This window comes from Streptomyces sp. NPDC005496 (assembly GCF_042872045.1).
Taxonomy (GTDB): Bacteria; Actinomycetota; Actinomycetes; order Streptomycetales; family Streptomycetaceae; genus Streptomyces.
Genome location: NZ_JBIAJQ010000004.1, coordinates 779,218 through 797,153, shown reverse-complemented (window position 1 = coordinate 797,153; position 17,936 = coordinate 779,218). Strand labels below are relative to the sequence as shown.

Below are 17,936 nucleotides of genomic sequence, written 5' to 3'. Positions count from 1 at the left end.
GAACACGCGGACGGCGTGGCAACCTGGTCACGGGGGTCACGGGGCAGCCGGACCGAAGGAGTGGGCGATGACGCGGACCGCCGGGGAACTGCTGGAGAGCACCACGGGCGAGCTCGCTCCGGACCCGCACGCCAACCGGCTGCTGCCGGTGATCACGCGGGGCGCGGCCCGGCGCTCCACGCTCGCCGCGCTCGCCCTGGAGCAGCGGCACGTGATCGCCGCGGACCGGCGGGCGTTCCTGCATCTGGCGGGGCGGTCGGCGGGCGAACCGGCGAGCGCGGCCTTCTTCGAACTGCTCGCCGAGGGCGAGGCGCTGGCGCAGGAGCGGCTCGGCGCGTACGCCGCCGCGTGCGGGGCGGACGAGACGAGCGCGGCCGCCTACGAGCCGCTCGCGGACTGCCAGGCCTATCCCGCGTACGTCGCCTGGCTGGCCCTGAACGCGTCGCCGTCCGACGTCGTCCTCGCGCTCAGCGCCAACTTCGCGGCGTGGGGCGGCTATTGCGCGGCGATCGCCGAGGCGCTGCGCCGCCACCACGGTTTCGACGACGAGGCGTGCGCGTTCTTCGACTTCTTCGCGGAGCCCGCCCCCGAGCTGGAGCGCCGTGCGTCGGCCGCCGTCCAGGAAGGGATCGACGTCGGCCGGATCGACGAGGACAGGGCGCTGCGTCACGGCCGTCTGCTGCAGGGCTGCGAGGCCCGCTTCTGGCACGCCCTGTGGGAACTCGACCAGCGGACGGCCTGACCGGGGGTCGGCCGTCCACGGAGGACGGCCGGCCCCCGGTCAGCCCACCGACGTACCGCTGCTGTGCGCGATGCAGGCGACGTCGATGCGGTCGGCGAGCTTGGCGAGTTCGATGGTGAGGGTCGCGACCGTGTCCTCGTCGAGTCCGTCCTGGCCGGCCTCCACCAGATGCAGCCACCGGCCGCCCACCGTGCGCAGCAGCTTGCTGACGTCCGCGGCCGACACCTGCAGCGTGCCGCGGTCGTCGACGATCAGGGGGAGGGTCACTTCGCGGTTCACACAGGGGATCGTAGCTGCCGGATGCTCACGCTCCGTGCCACACAGTGGTGATGTTGCAGAACTCTCGGATTCCGTGCCCCGACAGCTCACGCCCGTAGCCGGACCGCTTGACCCCGCCGAACGGGAAGGCCGGATGGGAGGCCGTCATCCCGTTGAAGAACACGCCGCCCGCCTCCAGATCGCGCACGAACCGGTCCACCTCGGCCTCGTCCCGCGTCCACACGTTCGAACTCAGACCGAACGGCGTGTCGTTGGCGATCTCGACCGCCTCGTCCAGGTCGGCGGCCCGGTAGAGCGTGGCCACCGGCCCGAACGCCTCCTCCTGATGGATACGCATCTCGGGGGTGATGTCGGCGAGGACCGTCGGCGCGTAGAACCAGCCGGAGCCCTCGGGCCGCTCGCCCCCGCACAGGACCGTCGCGCCGTTCTCCACCGCGTCGTCGACGAGTTCCTCCAGGTCGCCGCGGCCCTGCTCGGTGGCGAGCGGACCGACGTCCGTCCCCTCCTCCATCGGGTCACCCACCGTGAGGTCCTTCATGGCCGCGGCGAAGCGCTCGGCGAAGTCGTCGAAGACGTCCGTGTGGACGATGAACCGCTTGGCGGCGATGCAGGACTGCCCGTTGTTCTGGACCCGCGCCGTCACCGCCGTCCGCGCGGCCTTGTCGATGTCGGCCGACGGCATGACGACGAACGGGTCGCTGCCGCCCAGCTCCAGGACCGTCTTCTTGATCTCCTCACCGGCGACGGACGCGACCGCGCGGCCGGCCGGCTCGCTGCCGGTGAGGGTCGCCGCCTTGATCCGCGGGTCGCGCAGGATGTCCTCGACCGCGCCGGATCCGATGAGCAGCGTCTGGAAGCAGCCGTCGGGGAAACCGGCGCGGCGGAAGAGGTCCTCCAGGTAGAGGGCGGTCTGCGGCACGTTCGAGGCGTGCTTGAGCAGGCCCACGTTGCCCGCCATCAGCGCGGGCGCGGCGAACCGGACCACCTGCCAGAGCGGGAAGTTCCACGGCATCACGGCCAGCACCGGGCCGAGCGGCCGGTAGCGCACGATGACCCGGGACGCGCCGGAGTCGCGCGCCGCGGACTCGGGCGGCTCCTCGTCGGCGAGGAGCTCCTCGGCGTGGTCGGCGTACCAGCGCATCGCCTTGGCGCACTTCGCCGCCTCGGCGCGGGCCTGCTTGACCGGCTTGCCCATCTCCGTGGTCATCACCTGCGCGATGTCGTCCTGGTCCTCGTCCAGCAGGTCGGCGGCCCGGAGCAGCAGCCGCGCGCGCTCGGCGAAGGGGGTGGTGCGGTAGGTGCGGAACGTCGCCGCGGCGGTGGCGAGCCTGCGCTCGATCTCCTCGGCGCCCAGCGCGTCGTACGTCTTGAGTGTCTCGCCGTTCGCCGGATTCACCGTCGCGATGGGCATGGCCGACCTCCTGAGAGCGGGGCTGTCCTTCGACCCTCCCGCGCGGCGTGACAGGGCGCAACGCGGAGGGCTCCTTGCGGAGCCGGTGCCGTCGTGCGGACGCCGGCTCTCAGTCCGAGTGCTCCACGAGACGGTCGAGAAACGCCGACTGCGCCGGCACGATCACCGCCCGGGCCCGCTCCAGGCCGCACCACTCCACCCGGTCCAGCTCCGGGAACTCCTGGAGACGCCCCGACTTCGGGGGCCACTCCATCTCGAAGGTGCCGGGGACCATGTCGGCCGGGTCGAGGTCCGCCTCCATGGCCCAGGCCGTGACGATCTTGCCGTTGGACTGGCGCACCTCACCGAGCGGTGTCGCCTCGCCGTCGGGCGGCGGCAGCCCCAGCTCCTCCTGGAACTCGCGGCGCGCCGCGTCCCAGGACGGCTCGTCCGGCTCGTACTCGCCCTTCGGCACCGTCCACGCCCCGGCGTCGCGCCGCGCGAAGAACGGGCCGCCCATGTGGCCGAGGAGCACCTCGATCCCGGCCGCGGTGCGCCGGTACAGCAGGAGTCCCGCACTGCGCTTGGCGGTCACCTCGTCACCTCCGGGTGGGCCGCGAGCAGGGTGTCCACGGTGTCGGCCTCGGCCGGCGTCTTGTCCTCGCGGTAGCGCAGCACGCGGGCGAAGCGCAGGGTGACGCCGGCCGGGTAACGGGTGGAGCGCTGGAGACCGTCGTAGGCGATCTCGACGACGAGTCCGGGCCGTACGCGCACCACGTGGCCGTCGTCGTCGAGGGCCAGCTCCTGGAGCCGCTCCGTCTGCCAGGCGAGCATCGCGTCCGTCATGCCCTTGAACGTCTTGCCCAGCATCACGAAGGTCCCGTCGTCGGCGCGGGCCCCCAGATGCAGGTTGGAGAGCTTGCCCGTGCGGCGCCCGTGGCCCCACTCGGCGGCCAGCACCACGAGGTCGAGGGTGTGCACGGGCTTGACCTTCAGCCAGGCGGCGCCGCGCCGGCCCGCGCTGTAGGGGGCGTCCAGCGCCTTGGCCACCACGCCCTCGTGACCGCGGGCGAGCGTGTCCGCGAGGAACTCCTCGGCGGTGCCGGCCTCGTCGGGACCGGACACGAGGGCGCGCCGGACCCGCATGGGTTCGGGCACCAGCCGCGCCAGCTCGGCGTGCCGCTCGGTGAACGGCAGGTCCAGCAGGTCCTGCCCGTCGACGGACAGCGCGTCGAAGAAGACGGGGGAGACGGGCACCGCCGCGGCGGCCGTGGCCACGTCCACCCGTGAGCCGACCCGTCCCGCGATCTCCTGGAAGGAGCGCGGCCGGCCGTTCTCGTCCAGGGCGATGACCTCGCCGTCCAGGATGAAGCGCTCGCCCCGCAGCTCCAGCGCCGAGGAGGTGAGCTCGGGCAGCCGGTCGGTGATGTCGTCCAGCGTGCGCGTGTAGACCCGGACCTCGTCGCCGTCGCGGTGCACCTGCACCCGGATGCCGTCGAGCTTCTCCTCGACGGCGCACGGGCCCAGCTTGCCGACGGCCTCGGTGACGGAGCCCGCCGAGTGCGCCAGCATCGGCAGGACCGGCAGGCCCACGGTGAGGCGGAAGGCCTCCAGGGCGCCGGGCCCCTCGCCGAGCAGTGCCTGCGCCACCGTCTGCAGCGACCCCGCGAGCATCACGGCCCGCCGTACGTCCGCGGAGGGCGCCCCGGTCGCCAGGGCGAGCCCCTCCACGGCCACGGCGTCCAGGGCGCCCTGGCGCACCTCGCCGGTCAGCAGCCCGAACAGGAACCGCTGCTCCGCCTCCGTGGCCGCCGCCAGCAGATCACCCATCAGCCGCTTGCGCTCGGCCTGGGAGCCGGTGCCGGTGACCGCGCCGAGCCGGGTCAGACGGGCGTCCACGTCGCGCACGGTCAGCGTGGCCTCGGCGGCGGGCGGGACCGGCGTGCCGAGGAGCTTCCAGCCGACGCCGAGCCGCCCCTGCGGCAGCCGGCCCGCCAGATAGGGGATGACGACCGGCACGTCCTCGGCGTCGGCTTCGCGGAACAGCTCGGCGAGCAGAGCGATCTTCCGGGTGCGCGCCGAGGTGGCGGCGACCTCCTGGGACACGTGGGCGAGCCGGCTCAGCAGCATGCAGCCATGGTGCAACGGAGCCGCCCCGCGCACACCCCCAGGGGGCCTCCCGCGCGCCGCCCGGACACCGGCCGGCCGAGGTGCTCAGCCGCCGGCGACCGCCGCGTCGAGGTCCGCGAACAGCAGGTCGCCGTTGAGCGCGACCGCCGCCCGGTAGCCGGCGCCCGCCGCGTTGACGACCTGCTCGGCGTGGCTGGTCGCGTTGCCCGCCGCCCAGACGCCGGGCACGGTCGTGCGGCCCGTCTCGTCCACCACCGGGTAGGTGCCGAACGCCGTCTCGTGGTGCTCGGCACCCAGCCGCTCCAGGAGTTCGGTGCGCGGGGACATGGGGGCCCCGACGAAGACCACGGTGCGGTCGTGGACCGAGCCGTCGGCGAGGCGGACCCCGGTGAGCCGGTCCCCGTCGACCACGAGCCCGGCGACCTCGCCCGGCACGACCTCGACCCCGGCGGCGGCCAGCCGGCGCAGGTCGTCGTCCGCGAGCGTGTCCTCGTCCACCGTGTGCAGGAACAGCCGCACGTCCTTCGACCAGTGGCTGACCATCAGCGCCTGGTGGACGCTCATCGGGCCGGCCGCGAGCACGCCGAAGGACTCGTCGCGGACCTCCCAGCCGTGGCAGTAAGGGCAGTGCAGCACGTCGCGCCCCCAGCGTTCGGCGACGCCCGGCACCTTCGGCAGCTCGTCCACCAGGCCGGTGGCGACGACCAGCCGCCGCGCGTGCGCCGTGCGCCCGCTCGCGAGCGTCACGTCGAACTCACCCGTCCCGTCCCGGGCGACGTCCACGGCGCGGTCCCGGACCAGCTCCACGCCGTACCGCGCGATCTCCCGCCGTCCCTCGGCGAGGAACTCGGCGGGCGGCATGCCGTCGCGCGACAGATAGCCCTGCATGTGCGCGGCGGGCGCGTTGCGCGGTTCGCCGGCGTCGACGACGAGTGTGCGGCGCCGGGCCCGTCCGAGCACCAGCGCCGCCGACAGTCCGGCCGTGCCGCCGCCGACGACGACTGCTTCGTACCTCTCGGTCATGGTGACCACCTCCACCCAGACAGTCGCCCCGCACCTGCCGTCTTGACAAATGGCTTTGCCGAACCTGCAATACGGTCATGAACGACGACGAGGGAACGGGCGGGACGCGGGACGACGCGGCGGAGGCGGACGCCGTCCTCGCTGGGGTCGGGCCCCGGCTGCGGCGCATCCGCAAGGAGCGCGGTGCCACGCTCGCCGGGCTGTCCGAGGCCACCGGCATCTCCGTGAGTACGTTGTCGCGCCTGGAGTCCGGGCTGCGCAAACCCAGCCTGGAGCTGCTGCTGCCGATCGCCCGGGCCCACAAGGTGGCGCTGGACGAACTGGTGGGCGCGCCGCCGGTCGACGACCCGCGCGTACGGGCCAAGCCGATCCAGCGCCACGGCCGCACCCACTGGCCGCTCACCCGCCAGCCCGGCGGGCTCCAGGCGTTCAAGGTCCTCGAACCCGTCCGCCGCCAGGAGCCCGACCCGCGCACCCACGAGGGCTACGAGTGGCTGTACGTGCTCTCGGGCAGGCTCCGGCTGGTGCTCGGCGAGCACGACGTGGTGCTCGGCCCCGGCGAGGCGGCCGAGTTCGACACCCGGGTCCCGCACTGGTTCGGGTCGACGGGGGAGGGGCCGGTCGAGTTCCTGAGCCTCTTCGGGCCCCAGGGAGAGCGGATGCACGTCAGGGCGCGGCCCACCAGGCCTGCCGCGCCGTGACGCACGCGACTGTTCCCTGATCGGCAAGCGACCGCTTAGTATGCGGACGAGCCCGGTCAGACGAAGCAGTCCCGTGGAGGCCCCGCATGCAGGCATGGCAAGTGCACCAGAACGGCGAGCCGAGCGAGGTGATGCGGCTCGCGGACGTGGAGCGGCCGGTGCCCGGCCAGGGGCAGCTCCTGCTCAAGGTGCGCGCCGCGAACATCAACTTCCCGGACGCCCTGATGTGCCGGGGGCAGTACCAGGTCAGGCCGCCGCTGCCGTTCACGCCCGGCGTCGAGATCTGCGGCGAGACCGAGGACGGGCGCCGCGTCCTCGCCAACCCCGCGCTGCCCTACGGGGGCTTCGCCGAGTACGCCGTCGCGGACGCCGCCGCCGTCCTGCCCGCGCCCGAGGCCCTCGACGACGCCGAGGCCGCCGCCCTGCACATCGGCTACCAGACGGGCTGGTTCGGTCTGCACCGGCGCGCCCGCCTGGAAGCGGGGGAGACGCTGCTCGTCCACGCTGCCGCCGGAGGGGTCGGCAGCGCGGCGGTGCAGCTCGGCAAGGCCGCCGGCGCCACCGTCATCGGCGTGGTCGGCGGCGCCGACAAGGCGGCCGTCGCCCGCGACCTCGGCTGCGACGTCGTCGTCGACCGGCGCGCCGAGGACGTCATCGCCGCCGTCAAGGAGGCCACCGGCGGACGCGGCGCCGACGTGATCTACGACCCCGTCGGCGGCGAGGCGTACACGCAGTCCACGAAGGTCGTCGCCTTCGAGGGCCGGATCGTCGTCGTCGGCTTCGCGAGCGGGTCCATCCCCAGCCCCGGCCTGAACCACGCGCTCGTGAAGAACTACGCGATCCTCGGCCTGCACTGGGGCCTCTACAACACCAAGAACCCGAAGCTCGTCCAGCACTGCCACGAGCAGCTCACCGACCTCGCCGCACGCGGCGCGATCAAGCCGCTGATCAGCGAGCGCGTGCCGCTGAGCGGTGCCGCCGCGGCCGTGCAGCGCGTCGCCGACGGCACCACGACCGGACGCGTGGCCGTGGTCCCCTCCCCGGAGAACGGAGCAGACGCATGACCGACGCCACACGAGCGGGCGGCGCCCTCGACGCCGCCGCACTGCGCGAGCGCACCCGGGAGCTGCTGGCCGCGCACCCGCCCGCGACGACGGACCGCCTCGACTTCCTCAGGGCCCGCTTCGACGCCGGCCTCGCCTGGGTCCACTTCCCCGAGGGCCTCGGCGGCCTCGGCGCACCGCGCGCCCTCCAGGCCGTCGTGGACGCCGAACTGGAGGCCGCGGGCGCCCCCGACAACGACCCGCGGCGCATCGGCATCGGCCTCGGCATGGCCGCGCCGACGATCCTCGGCTACGGCACGGACGAGCAGAAGCGGCGCTTCCTGCGCCCCCTGTGGACCGGCGAGGAGGTCTGGTGCCAGCTCTTCAGCGAGCCCGGCGCCGGCTCCGACCTCGCCGCGCTCGGCACCCGCGCCGTCCGCGAGGGCGACGGCTGGGTGGTCAACGGGCAGAAGGTCTGGACGTCCAGCGCCCACGTCGCCCGCTGGGCCATCCTCATCGCCCGCACCGACCCCGACGCGCCCAAGCACCGCGGGATCACCTATTTCGTCTGCGACATGACCGACCCCGGCGTCGACGTGCGCCCGCTGCGCCAGATCACCGGCGAGGCGGAGTTCAACGAGGTCTTCCTCACCGACGTGCGCATCCCCGACGCCCACCGGCTCGGTGACGTGGGGGACGGCTGGCGGGTCGCCCAGACCACCCTCATGAACGAGCGCGTGTCCATCGGCGGCATGCGCATCCCCCGCGAGGGCGGCATGATCGGCCCGGTCGCCAAGACCTGGCGCGAGCGCCCCGAACTGCGCACCCACGACCTGCACCAGCGGCTGCTGACCCTCTGGGTCGAGGCCGAGGTCGCCCGGCTCTCCGGCGAGCGGCTGCGCCAGCAGCTCGTCGCCGGCCAGCCCGGCCACGAGGGCTCCGCCATGAAGCTGGGATTCGCGCGTCTCAACCAGGAGATCAGCGGCCTGGAGATCGAACTCCTCGGCGAGGAGGGCCTGTTGTACGACGACTGGACGATGCGCCGGCCCGACAAGGTCGACTTCACCGGCCGCGACGCGGGCTACCGCTACCTCCGCTCCAAGGGCAACAGCATCGAGGGCGGGACCACCGAGGTCCTGCTGAACATCGTCGCCGAACGCGTGCTGGGCCTGCCCTCCGAGCCGCGCACCGACAAGGACGTCGCCTGGAAGGACCTGGCCCGATGACCGATCTGCTGTACTCGGAGGAGGAAGAGGCGCTGCGCGCCGCCGTCCGCGACCTCCTCGCCGACCACTGCGACGCGGCCGGCGTCATCACCCGCACCGAGACCGACGCCCCGCACGACCGCGCCCTGTGGAAGGCGCTCGCCGAGGGCATGGGCCTCGCCGGGCTCCTCGTGCCCGAGGCGCGCGGCGGTCAGGGCGCCACCCACCGCGAAGCCGCCGTGGTGCTGGAGGAGTTGGGCCGCGCGGTCGCGCCCGTGCCCTACCTGACCAGCGCGGTCGTCGCGACGGAGGCACTGCTGGCCTGCGAGGGCGACGAGGCCGACACCCTGCTGACCGCGCTGGCCTCCGGCCGGACCGTCGGCGTGCTCGCGGTCGCCCTGTCCACCGCGCCGGGCGGCACCCCCAAGTCCGTACGGTACGAAGACGGCGCGCTGCACGGGGAGTTGACCGGCATCGCCGACGCGGTGGCCGCCGACGTCCTACTCGTCCCCGCCGAGGACGGCGCCCTGTACGCCGTCGACGCGGACGCCGTCACCCTCACGCCGCAGGTCTCCCTGGACCTCACCCGGCCCCTGGCCACGGTCGTCCTCGACGGGACCCCGGCGCGCCTCCTGAGTCCCGACGCCGCGCCCGTGATCCGCCGAGCCCTGCGGTCCGGTGCCGGCCTGCTCGCCTCCGAGCAACTCGGCCTCGCCGACTGGTGCCTGACCGAGACGGTCCGCTACCTGAAGGACCGCAAGCAGTTCAACCGGCCCGTCGGAGGCTTCCAGGCGCTCAAGCACCGCCTCGCGAAGGTGTGGCTGGAAGTCGTCAACCTCCGCGCCGCAGCCCGCAACGCCGCCGACGCGCTCGCCACCGGCAGCGAGGACACCGACGTCGCAGCGGCCCTCGCCCAGGCGTACGCGGCCCCCGTAGCCGTGCACGCCGCCGAGGAGGCCCTCCAGCTGCACGGCGGTATCGGCATGACCTGGGAACACCCGGTCCACCTGTACCTGAAGCGCGCGAAGGCCGACTCGCTCGCGTACGGCACGGCGGGCAGGCAGCGGGAGGAACTGGCCGCACTGGTCGACCTGCGGGCACCCTGACGCCCGAACCGCTCCCGCCCAAGGCCCGTCCCTCCGGGGGCGGGCCTCTCGCGTGCGCCGCCGGTGAAGTGAACCCGGGACGGCAGTCCGGCCAACTCCGCGCACGCCACTGCTCCTTGGGGCCGCGCGGACCGCATACTCTCCCCGACCCGATCTCGCCCGGACGGGCGGTGCCCCCACCTGTCCGGTACGGCACACCCAGGGAGACAGCATGGCCCTCACCACCCGTCGCAGAGCCCTCACCACTCTCGGTGCCGCCCTCGCAGGCTCCGTGGCGCTGCCCTCCGCGTACGCCGGGGCCAGCGAGCGAGGCCACCGCCCGCGTCCCCTGTGGCGGGCCCACGCGCACAACGACTACGAGCACCCGCGGCCCCTCCTGGACGCCCTCGACCACCGCTTCGGCAGCGTCGAGGCCGACATCTACCTCGTGGACGGCCAACTCCTCGTCGCCCACGACCCGGTCGACCTCGACCCCGCCCGCACCCTCGAAGCCCTCTACCTGGACCCCCTCGCCGCACGCGTCAAGGCCAACCACGGCTCCGTGTACCGCGGACACCGCAGGCCCCTGCAACTGCTCATCGACATCAAGACCGAGGGCGCGTCGACGTACCTCGAACTCGACCGCCGTCTGCGGCGCCACAAGCACCTGTTCACCAGCTACGCGCACGGCAGGGTGCACCCGGGAGCGGTGACCGCCGTGATCTCCGGCGACCGGGCGGCCCGCGTCCCGATGGAGGCGCAGAGCGAGCGCCGCGCCTTCTACGACGGCCGCCTCGCCGACCTCGGCACCGCGGCACCCGCCTCCTTCGTCCCGCTGATCAGCGACAACTGGACGCTCAACTTCACCTGGCTGGGCGTCGGGCAGTTCCCCGAGGCGGAGCGGCGCAAGCTGCGCGGCATCGTCGCTTCGGCGCACGCGCGCGGCCAGCGGGTGCGGTTCTGGGCCACCCCCGACCTGGCCGGTCCGGCACGCGACGCCGTCTGGGGCGAACTGCTCGCCGCCGGCGTCGACCACCTCAACACCGATGACCTGGCCGGTCTCGAGGCGTTTCTCGACGCACACGACAGGCCGTAGAACTCCACACGTTCGGAGGACACGTCAGCAGCCCGGAAGAACCCTCCGCTACGCGACACTTGCGGCCGAATGCCGCGGTGTGGACGTGGCGGAGGAGGTTGACGATGGCCATTTCCATCTCTGTGGTGGTCCTGCTGATGATCCTGGCGGTGGTCTTCGTGCGCAACGGCGCACTGAAGCTCTCGCACGCGGTGGTCTGCGTCCTGCTCGGCTTCTACCTGGCGAGCACGAGCATGGCGCCGACCATCAGCGAGGGACTCACGGCCACGGCGGACATCGTGAGCAGCCTGAACCCCTGACGTCAGGACCGTGAGAAGACCCCGATGCCGTTGGGCACCGGACGTTCCGCCCCACCGCTGGGGTGGTTGCGCACGGTGACGGCGGCGGCTCCGGGCTCCCGGGCCACCAGCGTGGTGGAGCCGCCGCCGTCCAGACTGAAGGCGTCCTCGGAACCCAACGACCGCAGCGTGTCCGCCACTTCGGCGATCGTCAGTCCGCTGCGGTAGGCGGGTGCCCCGTCGACGGCGAGCAGGAGGAGGCGGCGGCCGCCGTCCGCGATGCCGGCCGCGGTCCGTACGGCCGACGTCGTGTCGTCCAGGCCGGGCAGCGGCTCGCCGCCGTGGAGGACCGGGTAGCCGCCGAGCGCGAAGCGGTACGCGACCCGGGAACGGGCCGCCACCAGCCGGTGCCGCACCCGCACGGTCTCGCCCGCCGACAGCTTGCGCAGCCGCTGGGCGCCCGCCTCCCGCCCGACCAGGACGGTGGTGTCCGCCGCGACGGGACCCGAGCCGGGAATGTCCGAGGCCGAGACGACCCGGCCGCCTCTGACCGTCACCTCGTAGGTGTCCGAACTGCAGGGCGCGGCCCGGTCGGTGTCCGTCCCGCACACGGCGCGGGCACGTGAGACACCGCCCCAGTCCGAGGTGAACGCGCCGACCGAATCCTGGGGCAGGGCGTACTGGTTGAGCCCGCCGAGGGCGAACCGGCCGTCCGGCGTGTGCACGGAACCGTCGAGCGCCAGGCTGTCCAGCCGGGCCCTGCCGTCGGTTCCCACGCCGAGCACGTCCTTCGTGGTGGTGCCCGGCGGCAGGGCGGGCCCGAACCGCTGTCCGTCCGGGACCGCCGCCTTGAGCGCGTGCCCGCTCTCGATCGCCGGTCCGACGGGCGCCCCGGTCGCCTCGATCCCGGGGTGCTGGGTCTCGGTGATGTTGAAGAAGTCGCCGTTCACGCCCGCGACGGCGCCGCGCGCGTCCGCGAGGCGCGAGACGGGCTCCCGGGAAGCCACGACACCGGGATACAGCAGGCCGACGCCGGTACGGGAGTCGCGCAGGTCGACGGTCAGCAGGTGGACGTGGGTCACGCCCTTCGCCGCCCGCAGGTCGAACTCCTTGTAGAGCACGCCGGGAGCGATCCGGGTGCCGTCCTCCACGGCGTTCACCGGAGACGCGCCCGCCAAGGCCGCTCCGGCCAGCGCGCTCCAGGCCGCGAGTGCCGTCAGTACCGTTCTGAACCGTGCGGTGCGAGGCGTCACAGTCCCCCCTGATGTCTCGTCAACTGTCCCAGGACTCAGGGGGAGTGCACCAGACGGCGGTGGCCGCGCCGGTGGCTACGTGCCGACGACGCGGGAACGGATCAGAAAACGCACTCCTTCGGGTGCCTCCAGCGAGAAGCCGCTGCCCCGTCCAGGCACGACGTCGACGATCAGCCGGGTGTGCCGCCAGACCTCGTACTGGCTCCGGGACATCCAGAACGGCACCGGCTCCGCGACCCCGTCCGCCTCCAGTTCGGCGAGCAGGATGTCGGAACCGCCGGTGCGGAACTCGCCGGCCGGGTAGCACATCGGTGCGCTGCCGTCGCAGCAGCCGCCGGACTGGTGGAACATCAGCGGGCCGTGCAGCTCGCGCAGCCGGCCCAGCAGTTCGGCGGCGGCCGGGGTCAGTTCGACGCGCGCGGTGGTGTCCACAGCGGTGGCTCCCGTCCTCGGAGTGTCGGGGCGCGACGCGGTCCCGTCCCGTGGCTGTGCTCAGCCGACACCCCGCGACGTTGCACGGACGTTGCGAGGTGCCGGCACGCGCGGTCCGGCGGCCTCACGGACGCTACGGGGCCGTCTCGGCCTCGATGCCGCGGACCAGCTCGACCGCCCGGCCCAGGGTGGTCAGGCGGGCGTCGAGGGTGTCCCCGGCCGGGTAGAGGCGGACGGTGTCCACGCCGGTGTCGCGCCAGACGCGGAGCCGGTCACGGACCATGTCCTCGGTGCCGATCAGGGTGGTCGCCAGCACCATCTCGTCCGTCACCAGCGCGGCGGCGCCGTCCCGGTCCCCGGCCTGCCAGCGCGTACGGACCTCTGCCGCGACCTCGGCCCAACCCTGGCGGCTGTAGGCCTTGTTGTAGAAGTTCGTGGACGCGGAGCCCATGCCGCCGAGGCTGAACGCCAGCTCCTTCTTCCGCCCGGCGACCATGGCGCGCAGGGCGTCCTCGTCGTCGGCGAAGGCGACCTCGGCACCCTGGCAGACGTCCAGGTCGGCCCGCGTCCGTCCGGCGGCGGCCAGCCCCCGGTCCAGGTGGGCGAAGTACGCCGCGCCGGCCCCCTCGGGGACGAAGCTCGTCCCGAGCCAGCCGTCGGCGATCTCACCGGTCAGCTCCAGCATCTTCGGGGAGAGGGTCGCCAGGTACACGGGGATGTCGTGCTCGGCGCGCATGGACAGGCGCATCGGTTTCGCCTCCCCGCCCGGCAGCGGGATCTCGAACTCCCGCCCGGAGTAGGCGATCTTCTCGCCGGTGGCGGCCTGCCGCACGATCTCGACGGTCTCCCGCATCCGTGCGAGCGGCCGGGCGAAGGGCACACCGTGCAGTCCCTCGATCACCTGCGGTCCGGAGGGGCCGAGGCCGAGGAGGAAGCGCCCCTCGGAGATCCGCGACAGCGTGATCGCGGCGCGGGCGATGGCCACCGGGGTGCGGGTGCCGAGCTGGATGATGCCGGAACCCAGCAGCATGCGGTCGGTCCTCGCGGCGAGATAGCCGAGCGGTGACGGTGCCTCGGAGCCCCAGGCCTCGGCGACCCAGCAGATGTCCAGGCCCAGCTTCTCGGCCTCGGTGACGAAGGCGACCGTCTCCCGCCAGTCGCCGCCGGAGGCCTCGATCGTGGTCGACGTACGCATCAGGCGTCCGCCTTCCCCGAGTCGGCGGCCCTCTCGGCCAGTTCCTTGACGGCCGCGACGGTGCCGGCCATGGCGGCCTCGAACTCCCGCATGCGCACGAAGACGATCTTCTGTTCCTTCTCCGGCATGCGGTCGATGGCGAGCGAGAGTCCCGAACGGCCCGGTCCCATCCGCATCCATTGCCGGAGCAGGGTGCCGCCGTCACGCGGCTCCGCCGTGAACCGCCAGAGGGCCGTGGGGCGTTCCGGGTCCTCGACCGCCCAGGCGAGCACCCGCGGCGGCTCGTACTCGACGATCTGCGAGGTGGTGGACCACTCGCCCAGCGCCTCGTGCCTGCTGTGCCCGACGAACCGGGCGCCGAGGGCGGGTCCGTCTGCGCCGCCCAGCCAGTGCACCGACTGGAGCTCGGAACTGAGGCGCGGCATCAGCTCGATGTCGGACACCAGCCCCCACACGTGCTCCGGTGGGGCGCAGATCCAGGTCTCCACCTCGGCCGTGGGCCCGTCCGCGTAGCGCGCGCCTGTCCACTCCATCGAGTTGCCGCCTCCGGTCCATCCGATGATCCCCGCGAAGAAAGGGGCCTGACCAGTAAAGTTGCGTAGATAGACTCACCTGTCAAGGGTGAGCGCCGAGGCGAGGGCCGCTCGCGTCAGCCCGCGAACCGCTCCCGCACGTCCGGTCGTTCGGCCAGGTGCGGCGGGTAGCCCGGTCCCATCCGGGGGTGCGTGTCGCCGGCCGTCATCGGCTCGCCGCAGCCGGCGCACACCACCTCGGCGTGGCTGTCCTGCCCGCAGGTGTCGTGGTGGAGGACCACCGGCGGACCCGCCTCCTCGGCCAGCCAGCGGTCCCCCCACCGGTTCATCACGAGCAGTACGCCGTAGAAGTCGCGGCCCTTCTCGGTGAGGACGTAGTCGTGGCGCACCGGCTCGGTCTGGTACGGGCGCTTCTCCATCAGTCCCTCGTCCACCAGCCGCCGCAGCCGGTCCGTGAGGGTGTTGCGGGCGATCCCCAGCGACTCCTGGAACGCGTCGAAGCGCCGGATTCCGTAGAACGCCTCACGCAGCACCAGGGGCGTCCACCAGTCCCCGAGCAGATCCATGGTCCGCGCGATCGAGCAGGGCCACTGAGCAAAGGAAGTCCGCCTCATGTCCGTCAGCATACGGTGCGTCTCGTGGTGAGACCCAGCAGGTGAGACGGGGTGCGCGGAAACATGCCGGGTGGGCTGTCGGCCGACTCCTCTCACCTGCTGTCGCTGTCGTCCGCCCCCTCCAGCGCGGCGCGTCCGGCCTCCAGGCGGGCGACCGGGACCCGGAACGGCGAGCAGGAGACGTAGTCGAGGCCCGCGGCATGGAAGAAGTGCACCGAGTCGGGGTCGCCGCCGTGCTCCCCGCACACGCCGATCTTCAGACCGGGGCGGGCGGCACGGCCCTCGGCGACGGCGATCCCGACCAGCCGACCCACGCCGTCCCGGTCGAGGGTCTCGAACGGCGAGGTGGGGAAGATCCCCTTGTCGAGGTAGGCGGAGAAGAAGGCCGCCTCGACGTCGTCGCGGGAGAAGCCCCAGGTGGTCTGGGTCAGGTCGTTGGTGCCGAAGGAGAAGAACTCCGCCTCCTCGGCGATCCGGCCCGCCGTGAGCGCCGCCCGGGGCAGCTCGATCATCGTCCCGACGGGACAGTCCACGGGGACCCCCGACGTCCGGGAGACCTCGGCGAGAACGCGGCCCACCTCCTCGCGCACGATCCGCAGTTCGCGCACGTCCCCGACGAGCGGCACCATGATCTCCGCCCTCGGGGAACCGCCGGCCCGGACGCGTTCCACGACCGCCTCGCCGATCGCCCGGACCTGCATCGCGACCAGACCGGGGACCACCAGGCCGAGGCGCACTCCGCGCAGCCCCAGCATCGGGTTCTCCTCGTGCATGCGGTTCACGGCGTCCAGCAGTTCGGCGTCGTGCTCGTCCGGCCGCCCGCCGCGGGCCTCGGCGGCCGCGACACGCACGGCCAGCTCGGTGCGGTCGGGCAGGAACTCGTGCAGCGGCGGGTCCAGCAGCCGAATCGTGACCGGCAGCCCGTCCATCGCCTCCAGGATCCCCGCGAAGTCCGCCCGCTGGAGCGGCAGCAGAGCCGCAAGAGCCCGGTCCCGGCCGGTGTCCGTACCGGCCAGGATCATCTCCTCCACCAGCTTGCGGCGCTCCCCGAGGAACATGTGCTCGGTGCGGCACAGGCCGATGCCCTGGGCCCCGAACCGGCGGGCCCGGGCGGCGTCCTCCGGGGTGTCGGCGTTGGCGCGCACCTCCAGCCGCCGGACGGCGTCGGCCCTCTCCAGCGCGCGGGCCACCGCTTCGACCACCCCGTCGGACGCCTCGTCGGTGTCACCGGCCTCCAGCAGCCGCATGACGGCCGAGTCGACCAGCGGGACCGGCCCCGCGTACACGGCCCCGGCCGTGCCGTCGACCGAGATGAGCGTGCCCTCCGTGACGACGGTGCCGTCCGGGGCGGTGAAGCGCCGCGCCTCGGTGTCCACCGCGAGCTCCTCGGCGCCGCACACGCAGACCTTGCCCATGCCGCGGGCCACGACCGCCGCGTGACTGGTCTTGCCGCCGCGGCTGGTCAGCACCGCCTGGGCGGCGATCATGCCGGGCAGGTCGTCGGGTGTCGTCTCGTGCCGGACGAGGACGGTCCGCTCGCCGGCCGCGGCGCGCCGTACGGCCTCGGCGGAGTCGAAGACCGCCACGCCGACCGCGGCACCGGGCGAGGCCGGGATGCCGTGCGCGAGCGGATCACCGGTCGCGGAGGCGTCGAAGCGCGGGAACATCAGCCGGGCCAGGCCCTCGCCGCTCACCCGGGAGAGGCCCTCGTCGGGGCTGATGAGCCCCTCGTCGGCCAGTTCCGCCGCGATGGCGAAGGCGGCTTCGGCGGTCCGCTTGCCGACCCGGGTCTGGAGCATCCACAGGGTGCCGCGCTCGATGGTGAACTCGATGTCGCACAGGTCGCGGTAGTGCCGCTCCAGGGTGCGCATGTGCGTGCGCAGACGGTCGTAGGAGCGCGGGTCCAGGCGTTCCAGGTCGGCCAGCTGCACCGTGTTGCGGATGCCGGCGACGACGTCCTCGCCCTGGGCGTTCGGCAGGTAGTCGCCGTACAGGCCGGGGCGGCCGGTGGCCGGGTCGCGGGTGAAGGCGACGCCGCTGCCGGAGTCGGGGCCGAGGTTGCCGAAGACCATGCACTGCACGGTGACGGCGGTGCCGAGGTCGTCGGGGATGTGCTCGCGGCGCCGGTAGAGGCGGGCGCGCTCCCCGTTCCAGGACTCGAAGACGGCCAGGACCGCCCGGCGCAGCTGCTCGGCGGGGGACTGGGGGAAGTACTCGCCGGTCTCCAGGTGGATCAGGTTCTTGTAGGTCTCCACGAGTCCGGCGAGGTCCTCGGCGTCCAGGTGCACGTCGTCCGGGGCGCCGCGCAGGTCCTTGAGCAGCGCTATGGCCCGCTCGAAGTGCGAGGGCTCGACCCCCATGACCGTGCTGCCGAACATCTGCAGGAGCCGCCGGTAGGAGTCCCAGGCGAAGCGGTCGCTGCCGGAGACCTTCGCCAGCCCGAGCACGGACTCGTCGTTCAGCCCGATGTCGAGGATCGTCTCCATCATGCCGGGCATGGAGAACCGCGCTCCGGAGCGGACGGACAGCAGCAGCGGGTCGTCCGGCTGCCCGAGCAGCCGGCCCGCGGCGGCCTCGACGGCGGACAGGTGTTCAGAGATCTCCTCCCACATGCCCGAAGGCTCACCTCCGGTGTCCAGGAAGGCCCGGCAGGCCTCGGTGGTCACGGTGAAGCCGGGAGGCACCGGCAGTCCGAGGCGGGTCATCTCCGCCAGATTGGATCCCTTGCCGCCGAGCAGCCCGGCCATGGCACGGCTGCCCTCCGTGAAGTCGTACACGTAACGAGCCATGACGCTGTGCTCCTCAGCTGTCGGGCGTGCTGCTTCCAGCGTCCGACCGCGGGGCGTTTCCCGCGAGGTGCCGGCGGTCCCGTCCCGGGGGCTGGTCGGCCCCGGTGACCGCGGCGGGGGTGCCGGAGCCGCCGTGAGCGCCGCCCCA

The 17,936-nt window shown here is 73.3% G+C and carries 18 protein-coding genes; 7 read left to right on the top strand and 11 right to left on the bottom strand.

The window, feature by feature from the left end; genetic code table 11:
- The first annotated feature begins 67 nt into the window (after positions 1-67).
- Positions 68-742, top strand: a complete 675-nt coding sequence (locus tag ACFYQQ_RS15825) for a transcriptional regulator (RefSeq protein WP_355783750.1) — start codon at positions 68-70, stop codon at positions 740-742.
- A 39-nt stretch (positions 743-781) separates the two neighbouring features.
- Here ACFYQQ_RS15825 and ACFYQQ_RS15820 read toward each other — a convergent pair whose 3' ends face one another.
- The 5 genes from ACFYQQ_RS15820 to ACFYQQ_RS15800 form a co-directional block, all read right to left on the bottom strand.
- The gene (locus ACFYQQ_RS15820; RefSeq protein WP_355783747.1) at positions 782-1,021 is read right to left on the bottom strand and encodes a DUF6213 family protein; all 240 of its coding nucleotides are present in this window, start codon (positions 1,019-1,021) and stop codon (positions 782-784) included.
- Positions 1,022-1,046: 25 nt separating this feature from the next.
- Positions 1,047-2,432 (bottom strand): NADP-dependent succinic semialdehyde dehydrogenase, encoded by a 1,386-nt coding sequence (locus tag ACFYQQ_RS15815; protein ID WP_355783744.1) that lies wholly within the window; start codon positions 2,430-2,432, stop codon positions 1,047-1,049.
- 109 nt (positions 2,433-2,541) lie between these two features.
- Complete coding sequence (locus ACFYQQ_RS15810; protein ID WP_355783741.1) at positions 2,542-3,006, bottom strand: NUDIX domain-containing protein; 465 nt, start codon at positions 3,004-3,006, stop codon at positions 2,542-2,544.
- Positions 3,003-4,541, bottom strand: a complete 1,539-nt coding sequence (locus tag ACFYQQ_RS15805) for an ATP-dependent DNA ligase (protein ID WP_355783738.1) — start codon at positions 4,539-4,541, stop codon at positions 3,003-3,005. Before ACFYQQ_RS15805 ends, ACFYQQ_RS15810 begins: the two co-directional genes overlap by 4 nt.
- A gap of 84 nt (positions 4,542-4,625) precedes the next feature.
- On the bottom strand, positions 4,626-5,564 hold the full coding sequence (locus tag ACFYQQ_RS15800) for an NAD(P)/FAD-dependent oxidoreductase (RefSeq protein ID WP_355783734.1): 939 nt from the start codon (positions 5,562-5,564) through the stop codon (positions 4,626-4,628).
- 77 nt (positions 5,565-5,641) lie between these two features.
- Here ACFYQQ_RS15800 and ACFYQQ_RS15795 point away from each other — a divergent pair, with 77 nt between their 5' ends.
- The 6 genes from ACFYQQ_RS15795 (at position 5,642) to ACFYQQ_RS15770 (ending at position 10,993) form a co-directional block, all read left to right on the top strand.
- On the top strand, positions 5,642-6,265 hold the full coding sequence (locus tag ACFYQQ_RS15795) for an XRE family transcriptional regulator (protein WP_355783731.1): 624 nt from the start codon (positions 5,642-5,644) through the stop codon (positions 6,263-6,265).
- Positions 6,266-6,351: 86 nt separating this feature from the next.
- Positions 6,352-7,329: an NADPH:quinone oxidoreductase family protein gene (locus tag ACFYQQ_RS15790; protein ID WP_356164591.1), complete on the top strand. Its 978-nt coding sequence runs from the start codon at positions 6,352-6,354 to the stop codon at positions 7,327-7,329.
- The gene (locus tag ACFYQQ_RS15785) at positions 7,326-8,534 is read left to right on the top strand and encodes an acyl-CoA dehydrogenase family protein (RefSeq protein ID WP_388904775.1); all 1,209 of its coding nucleotides are present in this window, start codon (positions 7,326-7,328) and stop codon (positions 8,532-8,534) included. Before ACFYQQ_RS15790 ends, ACFYQQ_RS15785 begins: the two co-directional genes overlap by 4 nt.
- A complete protein-coding gene (locus ACFYQQ_RS15780) occupies positions 8,531-9,619 on the top strand; it encodes an acyl-CoA dehydrogenase family protein (protein WP_355794072.1) in 1,089 nt (362 codons plus the stop codon). The genes ACFYQQ_RS15785 and ACFYQQ_RS15780 overlap by 4 nt, the downstream gene beginning before the upstream one ends.
- 211 nt (positions 9,620-9,830) lie before the next feature.
- Positions 9,831-10,694 (top strand): phosphatidylinositol-specific phospholipase C/glycerophosphodiester phosphodiesterase family protein, encoded by an 864-nt coding sequence (locus ACFYQQ_RS15775; RefSeq protein ID WP_356164586.1) that lies wholly within the window; start codon positions 9,831-9,833, stop codon positions 10,692-10,694.
- A gap of 104 nt (positions 10,695-10,798) precedes the next feature.
- Positions 10,799-10,993 carry a hypothetical protein gene (locus ACFYQQ_RS15770; protein WP_355790336.1) on the top strand — a complete coding sequence of 65 codons (195 nt, stop codon included), beginning with the start codon at positions 10,799-10,801 and terminating at the stop codon, positions 10,991-10,993.
- A 2-nt stretch (positions 10,994-10,995) separates the two neighbouring features.
- Here ACFYQQ_RS15770 and ACFYQQ_RS15765 read toward each other — a convergent pair whose 3' ends face one another.
- The 6 genes from ACFYQQ_RS15765 to ppdK form a co-directional block, all read right to left on the bottom strand.
- On the bottom strand, positions 10,996-12,225 hold the full coding sequence (locus ACFYQQ_RS15765) for a phosphodiester glycosidase family protein (protein WP_356164584.1): 1,230 nt from the start codon (positions 12,223-12,225) through the stop codon (positions 10,996-10,998).
- 75 nt (positions 12,226-12,300) lie between these two features.
- Complete coding sequence (locus ACFYQQ_RS15760) at positions 12,301-12,657, bottom strand: DUF779 domain-containing protein (RefSeq protein WP_355790339.1); 357 nt, start codon at positions 12,655-12,657, stop codon at positions 12,301-12,303.
- Between the two features lie 133 nt (positions 12,658-12,790).
- Positions 12,791-13,852, bottom strand: coding sequence for an LLM class flavin-dependent oxidoreductase (locus ACFYQQ_RS15755; protein ID WP_355790342.1), 1,062 nt, complete (start codon positions 13,850-13,852; stop codon positions 12,791-12,793).
- The gene (locus tag ACFYQQ_RS15750) at positions 13,852-14,385 is read right to left on the bottom strand and encodes an SRPBCC family protein (protein ID WP_355790345.1); all 534 of its coding nucleotides are present in this window, start codon (positions 14,383-14,385) and stop codon (positions 13,852-13,854) included. Before ACFYQQ_RS15750 ends, ACFYQQ_RS15755 begins: the two co-directional genes overlap by 1 nt.
- 116 nt (positions 14,386-14,501) lie before the next feature.
- Positions 14,502-14,999 carry a helix-turn-helix domain-containing protein gene (locus ACFYQQ_RS15745; protein ID WP_356164581.1) on the bottom strand — a complete coding sequence of 166 codons (498 nt, stop codon included), beginning with the start codon at positions 14,997-14,999 and terminating at the stop codon, positions 14,502-14,504.
- A gap of 92 nt (positions 15,000-15,091) precedes the next feature.
- Entirely contained in the window at positions 15,092-17,788 is a 2,697-nt protein-coding gene (ppdK, locus tag ACFYQQ_RS15740) for a pyruvate, phosphate dikinase (RefSeq protein WP_355789852.1), read from the bottom strand.
- Positions 17,789-17,936: the final 148 nt, after the last annotated feature.

Coding starts and splice junctions, on each gene's coding strand:
- ACFYQQ_RS15815 (WP_355783744.1), bottom strand. CDS start 2,432: ATGCCCATCGCGACGGTGAATCCGGCGAACGGCGAGACACTCAAGACG.
- ACFYQQ_RS15795 (WP_355783731.1), top strand. CDS start 5,642: ATGAACGACGACGAGGGAACGGGCGGGACGCGGGACGACGCGGCGGAG.
- ACFYQQ_RS15800 (WP_355783734.1), bottom strand. CDS start 5,564: ATGACCGAGAGGTACGAAGCAGTCGTCGTCGGCGGCGGCACGGCCGGA.
- ACFYQQ_RS15745 (WP_356164581.1), bottom strand. CDS start 14,999: ATGAGGCGGACTTCCTTTGCTCAGTGGCCCTGCTCGATCGCGCGGACC.
- ACFYQQ_RS15785 (WP_388904775.1), top strand. CDS start 7,326: ATGACCGACGCCACACGAGCGGGCGGCGCCCTCGACGCCGCCGCACTG.
- ACFYQQ_RS15780 (WP_355794072.1), top strand. CDS start 8,531: ATGACCGATCTGCTGTACTCGGAGGAGGAAGAGGCGCTGCGCGCCGCC.
- ACFYQQ_RS15750 (WP_355790345.1), bottom strand. CDS start 14,385: ATGGAGTGGACAGGCGCGCGCTACGCGGACGGGCCCACGGCCGAGGTG.
- ppdK (WP_355789852.1), bottom strand. CDS start 17,788: ATGGCTCGTTACGTGTACGACTTCACGGAGGGCAGCCGTGCCATGGCC.
- ACFYQQ_RS15775 (WP_356164586.1), top strand. CDS start 9,831: ATGGCCCTCACCACCCGTCGCAGAGCCCTCACCACTCTCGGTGCCGCC.
- ACFYQQ_RS15825 (WP_355783750.1), top strand. CDS start 68: ATGACGCGGACCGCCGGGGAACTGCTGGAGAGCACCACGGGCGAGCTC.
- ACFYQQ_RS15755 (WP_355790342.1), bottom strand. CDS start 13,852: ATGCGTACGTCGACCACGATCGAGGCCTCCGGCGGCGACTGGCGGGAG.
- ACFYQQ_RS15770 (WP_355790336.1), top strand. CDS start 10,799: ATGGCCATTTCCATCTCTGTGGTGGTCCTGCTGATGATCCTGGCGGTG.
- ACFYQQ_RS15805 (WP_355783738.1), bottom strand. CDS start 4,541: ATGCTGCTGAGCCGGCTCGCCCACGTGTCCCAGGAGGTCGCCGCCACC.
- ACFYQQ_RS15790 (WP_356164591.1), top strand. CDS start 6,352: ATGCAGGCATGGCAAGTGCACCAGAACGGCGAGCCGAGCGAGGTGATG.